At 46.4% G+C, this 17,390-nt stretch carries 14 protein-coding genes and 4 tRNA genes; 14 read left to right on the top strand and 4 right to left on the bottom strand.

All coding sequences use genetic code 11. The annotated features are described in order from the left end of the window. Positions 1-176: 176 nt before the first annotated feature. The gene (locus TOL_RS08970; protein WP_015487001.1) at positions 177-1,289 is read left to right on the top strand and encodes a PQQ-dependent sugar dehydrogenase; all 1,113 of its coding nucleotides are present in this window, start codon (positions 177-179) and stop codon (positions 1,287-1,289) included. A 23-nt stretch (positions 1,290-1,312) separates the two neighbouring features. On the opposite strand, the gene folD is transcribed toward TOL_RS08970, so the two are convergent. Beyond that, positions 1,313-2,170 carry a bifunctional methylenetetrahydrofolate dehydrogenase/methenyltetrahydrofolate cyclohydrolase FolD gene (folD, locus tag TOL_RS08965; protein ID WP_015487000.1) on the bottom strand — a complete coding sequence of 286 codons (858 nt, stop codon included), beginning with the start codon at positions 2,168-2,170 and terminating at the stop codon, positions 1,313-1,315. 215 nt (positions 2,171-2,385) lie between these two features. Between folD and TOL_RS08960 the strand changes: the two genes are divergently transcribed. From TOL_RS08960 to TOL_RS08915, 10 genes are all read left to right on the top strand, one after another. Next, positions 2,386-2,462: transfer RNA gene (locus TOL_RS08960), tRNA-Pro, on the top strand. 26 nt (positions 2,463-2,488) lie between these two features. Then, positions 2,489-2,565, top strand: a tRNA-Arg gene (locus TOL_RS08955). 28 nt (positions 2,566-2,593) lie between these two features. Then, positions 2,594-2,669: transfer RNA gene (locus TOL_RS08950), tRNA-His, on the top strand. Positions 2,670-2,842: 173 nt separating this feature from the next. Continuing rightward, positions 2,843-4,156, top strand: coding sequence for a trigger factor (gene tig, locus TOL_RS08945; protein ID WP_015486999.1), 1,314 nt, complete (start codon positions 2,843-2,845; stop codon positions 4,154-4,156). 113 nt (positions 4,157-4,269) lie between these two features. After that, the gene (gene clpP / locus TOL_RS08940; RefSeq protein WP_015486998.1) at positions 4,270-4,893 is read left to right on the top strand and encodes an ATP-dependent Clp endopeptidase proteolytic subunit ClpP; all 624 of its coding nucleotides are present in this window, start codon (positions 4,270-4,272) and stop codon (positions 4,891-4,893) included. A gap of 96 nt (positions 4,894-4,989) precedes the next feature. Continuing rightward, positions 4,990-6,276 carry an ATP-dependent Clp protease ATP-binding subunit ClpX gene (clpX, locus tag TOL_RS08935; RefSeq protein ID WP_015486997.1) on the top strand — a complete coding sequence of 429 codons (1,287 nt, stop codon included), beginning with the start codon at positions 4,990-4,992 and terminating at the stop codon, positions 6,274-6,276. Between the two features lie 148 nt (positions 6,277-6,424). After that, the gene (lon, locus tag TOL_RS08930) at positions 6,425-8,815 is read left to right on the top strand and encodes an endopeptidase La (RefSeq protein WP_015486996.1); all 2,391 of its coding nucleotides are present in this window, start codon (positions 6,425-6,427) and stop codon (positions 8,813-8,815) included. Between the two features lie 115 nt (positions 8,816-8,930). Next, positions 8,931-9,203, top strand: coding sequence for an HU family DNA-binding protein (locus tag TOL_RS08925; RefSeq protein ID WP_015486995.1), 273 nt, complete (start codon positions 8,931-8,933; stop codon positions 9,201-9,203). 29 nt (positions 9,204-9,232) lie between these two features. Next, positions 9,233-9,309: transfer RNA gene (locus TOL_RS08920), tRNA-Asp, on the top strand. Positions 9,310-9,375: 66 nt separating this feature from the next. Beyond that, positions 9,376-11,199 carry a SurA N-terminal domain-containing protein gene (locus TOL_RS08915; protein ID WP_015486994.1) on the top strand — a complete coding sequence of 608 codons (1,824 nt, stop codon included), beginning with the start codon at positions 9,376-9,378 and terminating at the stop codon, positions 11,197-11,199. A gap of 85 nt (positions 11,200-11,284) precedes the next feature. Here the strand turns inward: TOL_RS08915 and TOL_RS08910 are convergent, their stop codons facing one another. From TOL_RS08910 to TOL_RS08900, 3 genes are all read right to left on the bottom strand, one after another. Beyond that, a complete protein-coding gene (locus TOL_RS08910; protein ID WP_015486993.1) occupies positions 11,285-12,094 on the bottom strand; it encodes an enoyl-ACP reductase FabI in 810 nt (269 codons plus the stop codon). 117 nt (positions 12,095-12,211) lie between these two features. Continuing rightward, the gene (locus tag TOL_RS08905; RefSeq protein ID WP_015486992.1) at positions 12,212-13,795 is read right to left on the bottom strand and encodes an ABC transporter substrate-binding protein; all 1,584 of its coding nucleotides are present in this window, start codon (positions 13,793-13,795) and stop codon (positions 12,212-12,214) included. 41 nt (positions 13,796-13,836) lie between these two features. Further along, positions 13,837-15,387 (bottom strand): LysM peptidoglycan-binding domain-containing protein, encoded by a 1,551-nt coding sequence (locus TOL_RS08900; protein ID WP_025265472.1) that lies wholly within the window; start codon positions 15,385-15,387, stop codon positions 13,837-13,839. Between the two features lie 72 nt (positions 15,388-15,459). Between TOL_RS08900 and TOL_RS08895 the strand changes: the two genes are divergently transcribed. From TOL_RS08895 to dnaQ, 3 genes are read left to right on the top strand one after another with little or no spacing between them, the layout of a single operon-like run. Beyond that, complete coding sequence (locus TOL_RS08895) at positions 15,460-16,254, top strand: class I SAM-dependent methyltransferase (protein ID WP_015486990.1); 795 nt, start codon at positions 15,460-15,462, stop codon at positions 16,252-16,254. After that, a complete protein-coding gene (rnhA, locus tag TOL_RS08890; protein ID WP_015486989.1) occupies positions 16,244-16,678 on the top strand; it encodes a ribonuclease HI in 435 nt (144 codons plus the stop codon). Before TOL_RS08895 ends, rnhA begins: the two co-directional genes overlap by 11 nt. Beyond that, positions 16,675-17,379, top strand: a complete 705-nt coding sequence (gene dnaQ / locus TOL_RS08885) for a DNA polymerase III subunit epsilon (RefSeq protein WP_015486988.1) — start codon at positions 16,675-16,677, stop codon at positions 17,377-17,379. The genes rnhA and dnaQ overlap by 4 nt, the downstream gene beginning before the upstream one ends. The last annotated feature ends 11 nt before the right edge of the window (positions 17,380-17,390 follow it).

The following is a 17,390-nucleotide window of genomic DNA, read 5'->3' as shown; positions in this document are numbered from 1 at the left end:
GCCGGTGATGATGCGTGGGTTAATGATCAAGCAATCTGGCCACTGGTTATTAGTTTCAATAATCGCAGTATGTGACAGCGAATTCTTGTTTTTAAAATGAGGATACAAATCGGCTGGTATGCTGTCAGAATTATCAATGTCTGTGTATTCACTCTTAATAAATACAAGGTTTGCCCATGTTCTCTGTTGCGTCTTCTGTTTTTAGGCTTCATTGGTTTTTACTTCTGTTTTCGCCGCTCTTTTTTAGTGGCGCGTTGGCGGACGTCTCGCCCAAGCCTAATGTAATGGTTAAAGGTTTTAGTAAGCCCTGGGGGATGGCTCAGGTGTCGGATAAGCATTTACTGATTACGCAAAAAGCGGGTTCGTTGGTGTTGTTTGATATGGATTCTGGAGTTAAAACATTGGTTGGTGGGGCGCCGAAGGTGGCGGTGATAGGGCAAGGTGGCTTGCTGGATGTTGCGGTACCTTCTGACTATAAGCTGGGTGATAGCGATTTAGGTTGGATTTATTTCACTTACGCTACGCCCGTCAATAACGACATGGGCGCAACCGCACTCGGGCGAGCGAAGTTGAATGATTCGTTAACGGCGCTACAAAATTGGCAAACCTTGTTGGTGACTAAGTCGGCCAGTGAGGAAGGGCGTCATTTTGGTAGTCGTATCGCGTTTATTGGTGATTATGTGTTTTTTGGCGTGGGTGATCGCGGTAATCGCGCCAATGGCCAAGATCTCACTACGCACGCCGGAAGCATAATACGATTGCATCGTGATGGGCGTGTGCCGGCAGACAATCCTTTTGTCGGAAGAGGAGGTGCATTGCCTGAGATCTGGAGTTATGGCCATCGCAATCCACAAGGTTTGGCGGTTCGTAAAGGTCAGTTGTGGGAGAGCGAACACGGCCCGCGCGGTGGTGATGAGCTAAATCGTATCGAAAAGGGCGGTAATTACGGTTGGGCTGAGGTGTCTTTAGGTAAGGAATACTGGGGGCCATTAAGCGTCGGTGAGGAGTCTAAGCCCGGCATGATTGACGCTAAAAAGGTTTATATACCCTCTATTGCACCGGGAAGTTTGCTCACGGTTAAGCAAAATCGGTATGACTGGCAGGGTGATTTTTTATTGGGTGCGCTGAAATTGCAGCATCTAAATCGCGTAGTGATGAGGGGCGAATCGGTTACTAATGAACAGCGTTACTTTGAAGAAGAAAATCAGCGGCTAAGGGCGCTGTTGGAAGATTCGAAAGGTCGTATCTGGATTGCAACTGACAGCGGCGAGCTCTGGCAGTTGCAATGATCTAGGTGCTTTTTGCGGTTTGGTTAGGCTTTATGCAATGACTCACAGGCAATTAGCGTGTTCTCTAACAGCTTTGCGCGGGTCATTGGGCCGACGCCACCAGGAACTGGAGTGATAAAACTAGCGCGCTCTGCGGCAGCGGCAAAATCAACGTCGCCAACCAGTTTGCCGTTGTCTAAGCGGTTGATGCCCACGTCGATAACGATGGCGCCTTCTTTGATCCATTCGCCTTTTACGATGCCAGGCTTACCAACCGCAACGACCACGATGTCGGCTTGGCTTACAAATGACGCTAGGTCTTTGGTAAAGCGGTGACAAGTCGTCACTGTGCAGCCTTTTAATAGCAGTTCTAGCCCCATTGGGCGGCCAACGATATTGGAAGCACCAACAATTACAGCGTGCATGCCGGTGATGTCGTGACCAGTGCCGTCGAGTAAATCTACGATGCCAGCAGGGGTGCAAGGGCGTAATAGCGGAATACGCTGCGCTAAGCGACCTACGTTAAATGGGTGAAAACCATCAACATCTTTGGTTGGTGCAATGCGCTCTAAAATTTCATCAGCTTTTAAACCAGCGGGTAGTGGTAGTTGTACCAATATGCCGTCGATTTCAGCGTCGTTGTTGAGTTGATCAATTAGCTCGATCAGTTCTTGTTGGCTGGTTGTAGCGGGTAAATCGTAAGCTTTGCTGATGATGCCAACTTGTTCGCAGTCTTTACGCTTGTGCGATACATAAACTTCTGACGCAGGGTCTGAGCCGACAAGAATTACCGCTAATCCGGGAGCGCGTTGACCGGCTGCTAGCCGTACCTCTACCTTGCGTTTAATGGATTCACGCATTGCTTCGGCAGTTGCCTTGCCATCGATCAGTGTTGCGGTCATAGGAGCGATTAACCTGTAGCTATTCATCAAAGCGCGCGATTTTCTCACGCTGAGCGGTTAAAACAAAGAGGGTAGGGGTTATGAATCACCACTAAACCTCAAAAAGAGTGGAACCGGTTGTTTTTACACATTTTTTTCAAAAAGTCGTTGACGACCCAAGGGGCGATCTATAATATGCGCAGCCACTTGAGGGGCATTGCTCTGATAGTGTTGTTCGGGGTATAGCGCAGTCTGGTAGCGCGCCTGGTTTGGGACCAGGATGTCGGGAGTTCGAATCTCTCTACCCCGACCATTTAATCCCTTGGATTGAATGGACATGCGCCCGTAGCTCAATTGGATAGAGCATCGGCCTTCTAAGCCGAGGGTTGCAGGTTCAATCCCTGCCGGGTGCGCCATTATTTGGCAAGCTCAGCAAACAATGTGGTGGCCGTAGCTCAGTTGGTAGAGTCCAGGATTGTGATTCCTGTTGTCGCGGGTTCGATCCCCGTCGGCCACCCCACTTCTTCCCCGTATACCTCCTAATCTTCTCTAAATGTTCCGCGCCTGTAGCTAATCTGGCAGCAAATGGTTTCATTCGCTTTAATCCTTGGGCTATAATCCGCGACCTTCAGAATTTATTGTAGCGAGCCGTTAGCTTGTTGCGTCATTGTAATCGTGTATTGAGAGGCATCTATGCAAGTGTCCATTGAGACAACATCTGGTCTTCAGCGTTGTATGACCATTGGTGTTCCAGCAGCAGAAGTAGAAGAGAAAGTTGTTGTTGAACTGAAAAAGCTGTCAAAAGGCCGCCGTATTGATGGTTTCCGTGCTGGTAAAATTCCTCCAGCCGTAGCGAAAAAAATGTTTGGTAAGCAAGCTCGTTACGAAGCTATTTACCAGCAAATGCAACAGTCTTTCTTTAAAGCTGTTCAAGACGAAGATTTGAAGTTGGCGGGTATGCCTAACTTTGAGCCGACCGTTGATGAAGACGGCAAAGACTTAGAGTTCAAAGCGACGTTTGAAGTATATCCAGAGATCACTCTTGCTGATTTCTCTGCAATTGAAGTTGAGCAAAAAGCCGCTGAAGTGACTGATGCGGATCTTGAAAACATGCTAACAAACCTACAAAAGCAACATGCTAAGTGGGAAGAGAGCACTGAAGCTGCCGTTGATGGCGACCAAGTAGTTATTGATTTCGAAGGTTTCATCGATGGTGAAGCGTTTGAAGGCGGTAAGGCTGCAGGCTATAGCCTAACTTTGGGTTCTAACTCTATGATCCCAGGTTTTGAAACGGGCCTTGTAGGCGCGAAAGCGGGCGAAGAGAAGACGCTTGACGTTGCTTTCCCAGAGGATTACCACAAAGAAGAATTGAAAGGTAAGCCTGCTCAGTTCAAAGTATCTGTGCAAACCGTTAAGAAGCCTGAGCTGCCAGAATTGAACGCTGAGTTCTTTGGTTCGTTCGGTATCGAAACTGCTGACTTGGCTGAGTTTAAGTCAGAAATCCGTAAGAATATGGATCGTGAATTGGCTCGTGGCTTGCGTAACCTAGCTAAGCAGCAAGTGATTGCTGGTTTGGTTGAAAGCAACAATATCGACGTACCAGCATCGCTCGTGGATCAAGAAATTGATCGCCTGCGTCAGCAAGCTGTTCAGCAGTTTGGTGGTGGCCAGAAGTTCGATATGAACATGCTGCCGAAAGAATTGTTCAAAGAACAAGCCGAAAAGCGCGTTGCGATTGGTTTGTTGATGAACGCAGCGATCGAAGCTAATGAATTGACGCCTTCGGCAGAAAAAGTAGAAGCTTTGATTGAAGAAGTTGCTGCGTCATATCAAGATCCAGAAGAAGTACGTACTTATTACAACACTAACCCACAGCAAAAAGCTCAGGTTGAAGCTTTGGCTTTGGAAGAGCAGGTTGTTGAGAAAGTTCTGGCTCAGGCTAAAGTGTCTCAGGTTGAATCCAATTACGAAGAAGTTATTCGTTTGGTGAATCAATCTGCACGATAAGTTTCTGATCGGAACTGACATTCAGCCAATTCAAGGCTAAACTCAAAGCAGCCGTTATCGAAGGATACGGCTGTTTTTGTTAATATTCATAGGTCAGGGAGTGCAGAGTCCGAATGTTTGACTCCAATAAAGAACAATCAGAAACTATCCAGAATGCTCTGGTACCCATGGTCGTAGAACAGTCCGCTCGCGGTGAACGTTCCTACGATATCTATTCCCGATTACTGAAAGAGCGCGTTATTTTTCTAGTTGGGCCAGTTGAAGATCATATGGCTAACTTGGTTGTTGCGCAGCTGTTGTTCTTAGAATCTGAAAATCCGGATAAAGATATTCACCTGTATATCAACTCTCCTGGTGGTTCGGTTACCGCAGGTATGTCGATTTACGACACGATGCAATTTATTAAGCCAGACGTTAGCACCATGGTCATTGGTCAGGCTTGTAGTATGGGTGCCTTTTTGTTGGCAGCAGGCGCGCCGGGTAAACGCTTCAGCGTTCCAAATTCTCGCGTCATGATTCACCAGCCAAGTGGTGGTGCTCAGGGTCAAGCAACAGACATCTTGATTCAGGCTGCTAACATTCAAAACACGAAAGAGCGCTTGAACAGCATTCTGGCTCATCATACGGGTCAGTCTCTAGAGAAGATTGCCGCAGATACAGAGCGCGATAACTTCATGGATGCTGATGTGGCAAAGGCTTATGGCCTAATTGATGAAGTGCTGACTAAGCGCGGCTGATAGAAAGTAACCCAGATATTTTCTCTTCTGGGTTGAAATACTGACCGAAAGGACCCATCTTTTCGGTATACGCATAGAAAATTACGAGGCAGTCGAATGACCGACGATACTAAAGGCAAAGGCGAAGATGGCGGCAAGCTGCTCTACTGCTCCTTTTGCGGTAAGAGTCAGCACGAAGTACGCAAGCTGATTGCCGGCCCTTCGGTGTTCATCTGTGACGAATGTGTCGACCTGTGTAACGACATTATTCGCGAAGAAGTGCAAGAAGCCGAAAATAAAGGTGGTTCAGATAAGCTGCCGACGCCACAAGAAATCAAGGGTACCCTTGATGAGTACGTTATTGGGCAAGATAAAGCCAAGATCGTGCTAGCGGTAGCGGTTTATAACCACTACAAGCGTTTGCACTACGGTGCAGGCAAGGCCGGTGTTGAGCTATCTAAAAGTAACATTTTGCTGATTGGTCCTACTGGTAGCGGTAAAACGTTATTGGCAGAGACCTTAGCGCGTTTGCTGAATGTTCCTTTCACTATTGCCGATGCAACTACGCTGACTGAAGCGGGTTATGTGGGTGAAGACGTTGAAAACATCATTCAGAAATTGCTGCAAAAATGCGATTACGATGTAGAAAAAGCGCAGCGCGGTATCGTCTATATCGATGAGATCGACAAGATCTCTCGTAAGTCAGATAACCCATCGATTACTCGTGACGTATCGGGTGAGGGTGTGCAACAAGCTTTGCTTAAACTGATTGAAGGTACAGTAGCATCTGTTCCTCCTCAGGGTGGGCGTAAGCATCCACAGCAAGAATTTTTACAGGTCGATACCTCTAATATTCTATTTATTTGTGGTGGTGCATTCGCGGGCTTGGATAACATCATTCGCGATCGTTCTGAGAAGAGCAGTATTGGTTTCTCTGCGACCGTGAAAGGCAAAAAAGATCAGAAGGCCGTTGGTGATGTTCTACGCGCAGTAGAGCCATCCGATTTGGTTAAGTATGGTTTGATTCCAGAATTTATCGGTCGTTTGCCTGTTGTGGCAACACTGGATGAGCTGGATAAAGATGCCTTAGTTCGTATCTTGACTGAGCCGAAGAATTCTTTGGTTCGCCAATACGAAAAACTGTTCGAAATGGAAACGGTTGAGCTTGAATTCCGCGAAACAGCCTTGGATGCAATTGCGACCTTGGCTATGGAGCGTAAGACGGGTGCTCGTGGTCTGCGTTCGATCATGGAGGGTGCATTATTGCAGACCATGTATCGTGTGCCTTCTGAAGAACATGTAAGCAAAGTAGTGATTGAAGATTCTGTTATTCGTGGCGAATCTGAGCCTATTTTGATCTATGAAAGCACAGACGTTGGTAAGGTTTCACCAGACGACGACTGAGCAAATTTTTTTATAGATTGTTCTGAAAGATAAACAAAAGGGACCTCTGGTCCCTTTTGTTGTTTCTATGGCTTGTAATCCGCTGAGATCACCCCCACTATATTTTTATAGCGTTAACGTGACATCATTTTTACATTAGGTGCCTTTCATGAGTCGTGAAGTATTGCCTCTTTTACCACTACGCGATGTAGTAGTTTTTCCAGCCATGGTTATTCCATTGTTCGTCGGTCGTGAGAAGTCTATTCAGGCTCTCGAAGAAGCGATGAATGAAAATAAACGTATTATGTTGGTTGCACAAAAGGATGCAGCTGATGATGCCCCCACGCTTGCTGATATGCACGAGACCGGAACGATTGCGACTATTTTGCAATTATTGAAATTGCCAGATGGTACGGTGAAAGTTTTGGTTGAGGGTGAGGTTCGTGCTCATCTTAATGACATGATCGACGAAGGCGAAATGTTCCGTGGGGATGTTACGGTACAAGAGCCAAAAGAATTAACTGAGCGCGAAAATGAAATTCTATTGCGTTCATTAACAGGTCATTTCGAACAGTATGTTCAGTTGTCGAAAAAAGTACCAAGCGAAGTTTTATCAACCATCTCTTCCATTGAAGATGCTAGCCGTTTGGCTGACACCATTGCTGCACACATTTCGTTGAAATTAGACGAAAAACAAGATGTGCTGGAAATGATTGACGCAAAAGAACGCGTTGAACATTTAATGGAATTAATGGAATCCGAAATTGATCTGCTGAAAGTCGAGAAGCGAATTCGCGGCCGTGTGAAAAAGCAGATGGAAAAAAGCCAGCGCGAGTATTATTTGAATGAGCAAATGAAGGCCATTCAAAAAGAATTAGGTGATTCCGAAGACGGCACTAACGAATTTGATGAGTTAACTCACCGTATCGAACAAGCAGGCATGCCGAAGGACGCTAAAGATAAAGCCGATGCGGAATTAAAGAAATTACGCATGATGTCGCCTATGAGCGCAGAAGCATCCGTTGTGCGCGGTTATCTTGATTGGTTAGTTAATGTGCCGTGGAAAAAACGCAGTCGCGTTAATAATGATATTGCTAATGCTCGCGATATTTTAGATGCCGATCATTATGGTCTAGAAGAAGTTAAAGAACGCATTCTCGAGTATTTAGCGGTGCAGAGCCGTGTAAAAAAAGTAAAAGGTGCCGTTCTTTGCTTGGTAGGCCCCCCAGGTGTTGGTAAAACATCTTTGGGTAAGTCCATTGCGCGTGCGACTAATCGTAAATTTGTTCGCATGGCTTTGGGTGGTGTTCGCGATGAGTCTGAAATTCGTGGTCATCGTCGTACCTACATTGGTTCGATGCCAGGCAAACTTATTCAGAAAATGTCGAAAATCGGCGTGAAAAATCCATTATTTTTGTTAGATGAAATTGACAAAATGGGTATGGATAACCGCGGTGATCCAGCTTCTGCTTTGCTAGAGGTGTTAGATCCTGAGCAAAACTCGACTTTTGCGGATCATTATTTAGAAGTTGATTACGACCTTTCGGATGTGATGTTCGTATGTACTTCAAATAGTATGGATATTCCGGGCCCACTATTGGATCGCATGGAAGTTATTCGCATACCGGGTTACACAGAAGCCGAAAAAGTAAGCATTGGTCGCCGGTATTTGCTGCCAAAGCAGATTAAATTGAATGGTTTGGGTGATAAAGAAATTTTAGTACCCGACGAACGTCTAAGCGACATAGTACGCCATTATACTCGCGAGGCTGGCGTTCGTGGTCTTGAGCGCGAAATTGCGAAATTATGCCGTCGCGTGGTTAAAGCTAACATGCTGGATAAAACGACGAGTCAGCGTGAAATTACAGCTGAATTGCTAGAAGAGTATCTAGGCGTTAAAAAATTCCAGTACGGTTTGGCCAGTGCTGATAATCAGATTGGTCAGGTTACTGGGTTGGCATGGACATCCGTTGGTGGCGAATTATTAACGCTAGAATCAGCAGTAACGCCAGGCAAGGGTCGAATTATTAAAACTGGCTCGTTAGGTGATGTGATGCAGGAGTCTATTCAGGCTGCGCTGACGGTTATTCGCTCGCGAGCCGCCGGTATGGGTATTGCTGAAGACTACTTCGAGAAGCACGACCTTCATGTGCACGTTCCAGAGGGGGCTACGCCGAAAGATGGTCCTAGTGCTGGTATCGGTATGGCAACGGCCCTTGCATCGGTTATGACCGGCATTCCTGTACGAGCTGAAGTGGCCATGACGGGTGAGATCACGCTGCGTGGTAAAGTGTTACCGATTGGCGGCTTGAAAGAAAAATTGTTAGCTGCTCACCGCGGTGGCATTAAGACGGTCATTATTCCTAAAGAGAACGAAAAAGACCTTCGTGATATCCCTGACAACATAAAAGCGGACCTAAAAATCGTTCCGGTCGATTGGATCGATGAAGTTCTAGATTTGGCCTTGGAAAGAGCTCCGGAGCCATTGTCTGGTGAAATAATAACCAAAGAAGAAGGTTCCGTACAAAAAGACGACACAAGTCGTCCAAGTACACACTAAGGCGGCTTGACGCTCTAAGGGCTAGTTGGTATAAATCAACGCTCTTAGATTTCCTGTAGCGAATGCGAGTCGCAGAACAAGAATTAACCATTGTGTACACAATAAGGGGATACGTGTGAACAAGTCTGAATTGATTGACGCTATTGCAGCATCTGCTGACCTGCCTAAAGCTGCGGCTGGCCGTGCTTTAGATGCAATGATTGAAAGCATCGGCAATGCACTTAAAGAAGGTGATCAGGTTGCACTGGTCGGTTTTGGTACTTTTCTAGTAAAAGAGCGTGCTGCTCGTACTGGTCGTAATCCACAAACTGGCGCACCAATCGAAATCAAAGCGGCTAAAGTACCAGGCTTCAAGCCAGGTAAAGCTCTGAAAGACGCAGTTAACTAAGTTACTGCAAGTAAGAAGCAAAGGGTTTAGGACCGGTAGTTCAGTTGGTTAGAATACCGGCCTGTCACGCCGGGGGTCGCGGGTTCGAGTCCCGTCCGGTCCGCCAGAATGAAAGCGCATCCCTGATGCGCTTTTTTTATGCTGACAACGTTTGTCGGCTTAGGGAGGAATCATGTTACAGACGATGCGCAATAATGCGCAGGGTATGATCGCTAAGGTGATCGTCGGATTTATTATTTTTGTATTCGCTATTTGGGGTGTCGAAAGTATCGTTACCTTAGGTGGCGGTCCTAAGCCGGCAGCAACTGTTGGCGGTGTTGATATCTCTGCAGAGGAAGTTGCTCGTGCAGTGCAGCAGCAGAAAAATGAATTGCGCCGCCAGTTCGGTGAACAATTTGATGAGAATTTATTTAATGATCAAATGCTGCGAGATTCAGCGCTTGAACAATTAATTAATCAAACCGTCGCTAAAGTTCAAGCTGACGATATGGGATTGCGCGCATCAACTCGTTTAATCGACGAAATGATTGTAGCCACACCAGCTTTCCAATCTGATGGTGTGTTTGATCGCGAGCAATTTGTAAATATTTTGCGAATTAATGGCTTAACGCCATTAGCCTACCGCGCACAATTGGCTGAATCTCTGAAAGTAAATCAGGCCCGCGCCGCATTTATATTGTCGAGTTTCACTACGCCACTTGATGTTAAGTTGCAGCAGGCATTGGCAAACGAACAACGTACAATTAGTTATTATTCAGTTAGTGCGAAAGATTTAACAGCGTCTGTTGAATTAACAGATGAAGATGTTCAGGCGGCTTATGAAGCTAGCCTAGAAAACTTTATGACGCCTGAAAGCGTAGCGATTCGTTATGTTGAAATTTCACGCGCTAGCATTGAGAAAGATCAAGACGTATCAGAAGATGACTTGAAACTTGCCTATGAAGATCATGTTGCTAAATTAGCAGCTGCAGAAGAACGTAGTGCTAGTCATATTTTATTAGAAATAAAAGATGATCGAGACGAAGCTCAGACCTTATCACTGGCTAGCGAATTGAAAGCTCGCATTGATGCGGGTGAATCATTTGCTGCAATTGCAAAAGAATACTCAGACGACAAAGGCACAGCCGATGTCGGTGGTGACTTGGGTATTAATTTGCGCGGTACGTTTGATCCGGCTTTTGAAGATGCTCTATATACTCTGAATGAAGGTGAGGTTAGTGCTCCTGTAGAAACCGAGTATGGCGTTCATTTAATTCGTGTAGATCACATAAATGTGCAAGAGATTCCGAGCCAAGACGCAATTCGTGATGAATTAGCGGCGCAGGTTCGTAAAGAGAAAGCCGGTTTTGCTTTTGCTGAGCTAACTCAGGAATTTTCGAATACAGCGTTTTCGGCAGGTAGCATTAATGAGCTAGCGGATGCGATGAATTTAAAGCCACAAGAAACTGGCTTATTCACAATGGATAAAGGCGAAGGTGTTGCGGCAGAAGAGAAAGTACGTCGTGAAGCATTTACCGATAACATGAAGTTAGATCATGAGCTTAGCTCTGTTATTGATTTAGATGATCGCGCTATCGTATTTTCTGTTAGTGATTATCAAGAATCGGTGGCTAAGCCTTTAGCTCAGGTGCGTGCTCAAGTGGAAGCCCGTCTAACTCGTGAAAAAGCATTGGCAGCAGCAAATGAAAAGGCGCAAGCCATCCTTGCTGGTGATGAGTCGGTAGAATGGAAAACGGCAACGGGTACTGTAGCGCAAAACATGGGTGTTGCTCGCGCGGTGCAGCAGCGTGCCTTTACGTTAGCTGAAGGTGAAGCCGATGTGGTTGGCACCCCTGAAGGTTACTCAGTGGTTAAGCTTGATAATGTCGATCGCAAAGATTGGAATGACATGGAAGTAACTGAAGAAGCTGCTCAAGCGTCCCGCATGCAGCGCAGTCGCGAAGACATGATCAGCTATCAAGCTTGGTCTAAGTCAGTAACAGATATTGCTCGTTAATAATTAAATGGTGGTCGAAAGATCACCGTACGATTAATAAAAAGGGGCGATAATTATCGCCCCTTTTTATTGCCTGCGTAGCTACTCAGGCTTCTTCACTATTGTCTTCCATATCGGCCATGCTCATGGCGCAAGTATTGAAACCACCATCGACGTAAATGTTTTGCGCTGTAATGCCTGATGCCATATCCGAGCATAAGAAAACGGCGGTGTTGCCGACCTCTGCCGCAGTAATGTTACGCCCTAAGGGGGCGCGTTCGGCATTTCGTTTTAGCATACGGCGGAAGCTTTTGATACCGGATGCAGCAAGCGTGCGAATAGGCCCTGCAGAGATCGAGTTTACTCGAACATTGTCCTTGCCTAGGCTGCCTGCCAAATAGCGCACAGACGCCTCTAATGACGCCTTGGCAAGCCCCATTACATTGTAATTTGGCAGTGTTTGCTGTGATCCATGATAGGTAAGAGTAAGCATGCTGCCTTGACGGCCTTGCATTAATGGCTTCGCTTCTTTCGCCATCGCGACAAAACTGTAAGCGCTGATATCGTGGGCAATGCGAAACCCTTCGCGTGTCGTGACGTCGATGTAATCACCGTCTAGCTCATGAGCGGGCGCAAATCCCACCGAGTGAACGAGAATATCAAGTTCACCCCATTGATCCTTCAATGTTGCGAAGACGCTAGCAATTTCTTCATCTGAGCCTGCATCGCATGGTAAGCAGATCGTTGACCCCCATTGAGCTGCCATCTTTTCAACGCGGTCTTTTAATTTTTCACCCTGATAGGTGAATGCAAGCTCAGCACCTTCACGGTGAAAAGCTTCGGCAATAGCGTAAGCAATTGATAATTTACTGGCGACGCCGACAATCAGCGCTTTTTTGCCCGTGAGCATACCCATAAAATTTCGTCCTTTTTGCGTAGCCTTATCGTAGGCAATTATTCTAATTTAACGGATGTCCTGTGCTGCTAGGATACACCGATTTGTTGATAGATTAAGTTGTCTTAAGACGCAGACTTATTCTTTATTGTTAAGTTCTTCTTTGTCACTTGATAGATGAAGATCGTGAATGACGGGAGGTCTTTCTTCGATTTTCTCATTGTCGGATTGCGAGAGTGTATCAGCTCTAAGCTTGCGGTCTATCCAAAACAATCCACCAGTGACTGGATCAAATGGGTCGAATATATCAGAGCTTATTCTAGTTCCAATAGTTGCAGGAAGCTTGAGCCACTGCCAATAAGCATAGCGTTTTATCGGAATGTCGTAGATTAGCCATGACGGCCCCGGCTGCTGGTATAAATCAAGCAGTGATTGAAACCGCGTGCTGGCATCGTCTTTTGCAGATGTCTTTAACAAAGCGATGTCAAAATCGTTTGTTTTAAGACGGAATTTCAGTTCTCTTTGATTCACCCAAATAGGATGTAGGCGAACATTGTACTTGATGGACTTTAATACTAGCTCCGCCAGCCATGAGCCATCCGCAGGATCTGTGTATAGCACGTCGATATCAACTGGCTCTGCAGGTTCTTGCGCGATAAGGTTGTTAATTAAGGCATGCATTTCACTCGTGAAAGTCAGCGCCTCGGCTATTGGCAGTCGCGCCATAATCTGGCGCTGTTGTTCGGCTGAATGCTTTGACGAATTAAATACTAAAGCCGCAAATGGGCGTTCGCCTTGATGGGCAAACTGCAAACGATTGATATGCTTTGTTAATGTTAGCTTGCGTAGCCATTCTGATTTCCAATTGGCATCGCTCGTGGTGTTGATCACATCCACGGAGCCAATGCCGAACTTCGCGGGTGTCTTTGCGGATTGAACTGTTAGCGTAACTTGCTTCGGGTTGAAGCGATAAGCTAAGAATTTTTGTTTGTCGCCCCACCAATTTGGTGTTCTGTAAAAAGATATTTCGTTTGGACTTGGGTCACTATTTATTTCGTATGGTCCCGTGACTGGTTCAATCATCCAGTCAAAATCATAGGGCCAAGCGTCACTAGATTGATAAAAATGGGATGCCAAAGGGCGAAAATCACATAAAAAATCAAAGACCGAATTATTCCACTGATAAAAATGCAAGGTGAATTCGCTCGGATTATGAACCGTAATGGACTCGAGTATTTGATTTATATAATTACGCTGATATTCAGTGTCATGACCGCCTGATGTTAAAAATAATAGGGTATAAATAACGTCGCTGGTTGTTACCGGTACGCCATCTGACCAGCGCGATGATGGATCAATTCTCAGTGTGATTTGCCGTTCTGCTGCATTTATTGCCCATTCGCTAATTAGCATAGGGATTAACGCATCGGTATTCGGATGACGTGCCAATAAGGGGATTTGTAATTTGCTCAGTGTTTCACTGATTACGGTTGGGGTTTCTGGTCCGAATCTGCGCCAATGAAGAATAGGCGAGGGCGTTGTTAGGTGTAAGTGGCCCCCTTGCTTGGCACTTTTATCCGCCCAAATCGGCTGGTCTAAACCGCTACTCCAAACGAGTGAATCTGTGTCTATTGTGTTTTCGTAGTCGAGAGTAATGGCACTGCATTGCAGTGCCAGCAATTGGACAAGGAGAGCTAAACAGAGGCGAATTGTAATGGCCATCCTGTATTCTATTTTTCCTCTGTTTAAATTCTATCGCTAATTTAGCGCGTGACGTCGACGTAAAGAGTGAGCTTTTGCCCTGGCTGTATATATTTTTTACGAACCTCGTTGGAATTCCAGCGTTTAAGATCAGCCATGCTAACTTTAAATTTTTGCGAGATGCCAGCCAGTGAATCGCCGTTACGAACACGATAGTTAATTTTTCGTATGACTTCGCGTTTGCTCGATGCTTTTTGCGCACTCCAGATTACGAGCTTTTGACCAACTCTCAATGGATCTTTAGGCGCTAAGCCGTTCCAGCTGGCGAGCTGACTGACTGTTACGTCATGATTGCGCGCGATTTCCCAAAAGCTGTCACCGGATTGAACATTGTATTCAATACGTTGATTGCTATTTTTGGGTTTACGCAAATTTTTAATGCGTTCCATGCGCTGGCTTAAACTATGAGAATAAGTATCTTGGCTTTTAAAGGCACTTGGGATCAGTAGTTGCTGGCCGGCAAAAATGGTGTTGCTACGCAATTCATTTGCTTGCTGTAACGCATCCGGTGTCGTGCTGTAGTGGCGCGCTATGGTGTTTAGGCTATCACCATTCTTGACCTGATAGCGTTGCCAACGTACGCGCTCGGACGACGGTAGCTCTGTTAGGCGCTGTTCAAATAGCTCTTGTTTCTCGACCGGGATTAATACCTCATGCGGGCCTGTCGGACGAGTTGCCCAGCGATTAAATCCTGGGTTTAACTTATACACTTCATCAAGGTCTGTATCGGCAAGCTCGGCAACCTGTGATAAATCTATTTGGCCGCCGGTATTTACCACGGCAAAGTAAGGTTTATCTTCGATAGGCGTTAAGGTCAGGCCATAACGCTCTGGATATTTAATGAGTTTGGCTAATGCAATGAGCTTAGGTACATAGGCTTGCGTTTCTCGCGGTAAATCTAGCGACCAAAAATCGGTCGGTAAACCTTTCTCGCGATTTTTACGAATGGCTTTGCGCACAGTGCCTGCGCCAGAGTTGTAGCTCGCCAGAGCCAGCAGCCAGTCTCCATCGAATTGCTGTTGTAAAGCATCTAGGTAGGATAATGCTGCTTCAGTGGCCGCACGGATATCTCGGCGGCCGTCATGCCACCAATCTTGTTGTAAGCCAAAATCTCGACCAGTTGATGGTATAAACTGCCACACACCTGAAGCGCGACCATGTGAATAGGCGAATGGATCGAAGGCACTTTCAACGACAGGCAGCAGGGCCAGCTCTCCGGGCACTTCCCGAGCTTCGATTTGTTCAGCGATGAAATAAAGATAGCGAACGCCTCGGTCGGCAACGCGATCAATGTAACTCGGATGAGATCGATACCAATTGAGTTGCGCTGTGATACGGTCGTTATCAAGCTCAGTATCAAGCTTGTATGACGCAATGACGCGCTCCCAGATATTTTCGTATTCGGTTTTCGCTGTCTGATCAGCTTGCCATTGATCGAGTACTTCTAGCTCTTGCACGGTTTCGCTGTCCACTATTGGGGCGAGCGTCACCGGTTGAGTTGTAGAGCAGCCCGCGAAAATCAGGGCAAACAACCATAGTGAGATATGCTTCATGTGATTACAATGCAGTTTTGGTTCTGTCAGTCTAAGTTCCGAACGCACGGCTAGCAAGGTGAAAGGGGCCAAATGAGACACAGTAATCGTATAAAAGTCGAAACACAGCAGTCTTGGCTGCAAAGAAACGATACTCAACGCCTGTTGGCGCTTGAGGGCGGATGGATAGCCGATTGGGTTTGTCAGCTTCACGGGCATCAATTGGCCTACGCTGGAGTCGATGATCATCCACGTTTTATGCGTGAAGCCCGAATGCAACATTGCTTTCGGCTCGGCTTACCGTGGCAGCGCGGTTTGGTTGATGTTCAAGCGCAAATTCACGATGCGCATTGGCCATTGGCTGACGAATCCGTCGATGCGGTTATTTTGCAACACGCATTGGATATGACTAGTCGTCCTCACCAAATGATTCGAGAGGCGACACGCAGTATTGTACCAAGTGGATATTTAATCGTTGTTGGTTTTAACCCTCAGTCTTGGTGGGGGGCGCTGCGCTGGGTAAGAACGTTTTCAGCGGAATTACCGTGGGTTGCTAATCCAGTTGCGCCTAAACGACTTGTCGATTGGCTAACGCTGTTGGATTTTCGTATAGAAAGTGTGACTCCTGTTGCCCATAGCTGGCCGCTGAAGTTGTTTTCGGAAAGTGTCAGTCGTCGTATTGATCGTGTTATGGCGGGAACAAACTTCCCGCCCGGTAACGCTTATGTTTTGGTGGCAAGAAAAACGCAAGCTGGGATGACGACCATTCGACCACGTCGTCGAGCTGCACCGGAGCCGAGATTTGGTTTTGCCGTTCCGGCAGCACGGGTGCCAGAAAATCCTGCATCCCATCATCTATATCAAGCAGGAGGAAAGTGTGAAAGTTGAGTTGTACACGGATGGCGCATGCAAAGGTAATCCCGGCCCAGGCGGGTGGGGAGCCTTGCTACGTTATGGTGATAAGGAAAAAGAACTCTGTGGTGGTGAATCTGACACGACCAATAATCGTATGGAATTGATGGCTGTTATCGAAGGTTTGAAAGCATTGAGTCGGTCCTGTGAGGTAATCCTGACCACAGATTCCAAGTATGTAATGCAAGGCATTAACGATTGGCTTGCCGGCTGGAAACGTAACGGTTGGAAAACCGCTGCGAAAAAGCCCGTTAAGAATCAAGACTTATGGCAAGCCCTAGACGAGCAGTGTACTCGTCATAAAATAGAATGGCGCTGGGTGAAAGGGCATGCAGGGCACGCCGAGAATGAGCGGGCGGATGAGTTGGCTAATCGTGGTGTCGAAGGAGTTAAGCAGTGAGACAAGTCGTACTAGATACTGAAACCACAGGTATTGGTGAAGGGCATCGAATAATTGAAATCGGCTGCGTTGAAGTAATAGAGCGCAAATTGACCGGTCGCCATTTTCATGTCTACATCAACCCTGACAGAGCTATTGATGCCGAAGCTGTTGAAGTTCATGGGATCACTAATGAATGGTTAATTGAAACAGGTGCCCCTTTATTTGGGCAAGTAGCCGACGATTTTTGTGATTTTATTTCGGGTGCTGAACTAGTAATACATAACGCAGCGTTCGACGTTGGCATGATGGACGCAGAATTTAAGCGTTTGAATATGCCCTTAACTCGTACCTTCTGCGGTGTACTTGATACCTTGCTGATGGCGCGTGATTTACATCCGGGTGCGCGTAATAGCTTAGATGCCCTGTGTAAACGTTATGGTATTGATAATAGTCATCGTGAGCTTCACGGGGCATTGCTGGATGCAGAGATTCTCGCCGATGTGTATCTAATGATGACGGGTGGCCAAACGGATCTGGCGTTGGCGGTAGAAGAGCAACAAGAGCAGCAAGAGGTTGTTATTGATATAAGTGACATTGATTTATCAAAAACCGAACTGGCTGTGATTCGAGCGTCGGCAGACGAGCTTAAAGCCCATGACCAAATGTTAGATTTACTCGATAAGAAAAGCGAAAACGGCGCCATTTGGCGCCGTGTTTAAACTCTAATCAA

Origin of the sequence: Thalassolituus oleivorans MIL-1 (assembly GCF_000355675.1) — a bacterium.
Classification (GTDB): Bacteria; Pseudomonadota; Gammaproteobacteria; order Pseudomonadales; family Oceanobacteraceae; genus Thalassolituus; species Thalassolituus oleivorans.
This window is presented reverse-complemented; position numbering and strand designations above follow the sequence as displayed.

Excerpts from the sequence above, each read along its gene's own strand:
- TOL_RS08970 (WP_015487001.1), top strand. The coding sequence starts at position 177 with ATGTTCTCTGTTGCGTCTTCTGTTTTTAGGCTTCATTGGTTTTTACTT.
- folD (WP_015487000.1), bottom strand. The coding sequence starts at position 2,170 with ATGACCGCAACACTGATCGATGGCAAGGCAACTGCCGAAGCAATGCGT.
- tig (WP_015486999.1), top strand. The coding sequence starts at position 2,843 with ATGCAAGTGTCCATTGAGACAACATCTGGTCTTCAGCGTTGTATGACC.
- clpP (WP_015486998.1), top strand. The coding sequence starts at position 4,270 with ATGTTTGACTCCAATAAAGAACAATCAGAAACTATCCAGAATGCTCTG.
- clpX (WP_015486997.1), top strand. The coding sequence starts at position 4,990 with ATGACCGACGATACTAAAGGCAAAGGCGAAGATGGCGGCAAGCTGCTC.
- lon (WP_015486996.1), top strand. The coding sequence starts at position 6,425 with ATGAGTCGTGAAGTATTGCCTCTTTTACCACTACGCGATGTAGTAGTT.
- TOL_RS08915 (WP_015486994.1), top strand. The coding sequence starts at position 9,376 with ATGTTACAGACGATGCGCAATAATGCGCAGGGTATGATCGCTAAGGTG.
- TOL_RS08910 (WP_015486993.1), bottom strand. The coding sequence starts at position 12,094 with ATGGGTATGCTCACGGGCAAAAAAGCGCTGATTGTCGGCGTCGCCAGT.
- TOL_RS08905 (WP_015486992.1), bottom strand. The coding sequence starts at position 13,795 with ATGGCCATTACAATTCGCCTCTGTTTAGCTCTCCTTGTCCAATTGCTG.
- TOL_RS08900 (WP_025265472.1), bottom strand. The coding sequence starts at position 15,387 with ATGAAGCATATCTCACTATGGTTGTTTGCCCTGATTTTCGCGGGCTGC.
- TOL_RS08895 (WP_015486990.1), top strand. The coding sequence starts at position 15,460 with ATGAGACACAGTAATCGTATAAAAGTCGAAACACAGCAGTCTTGGCTG.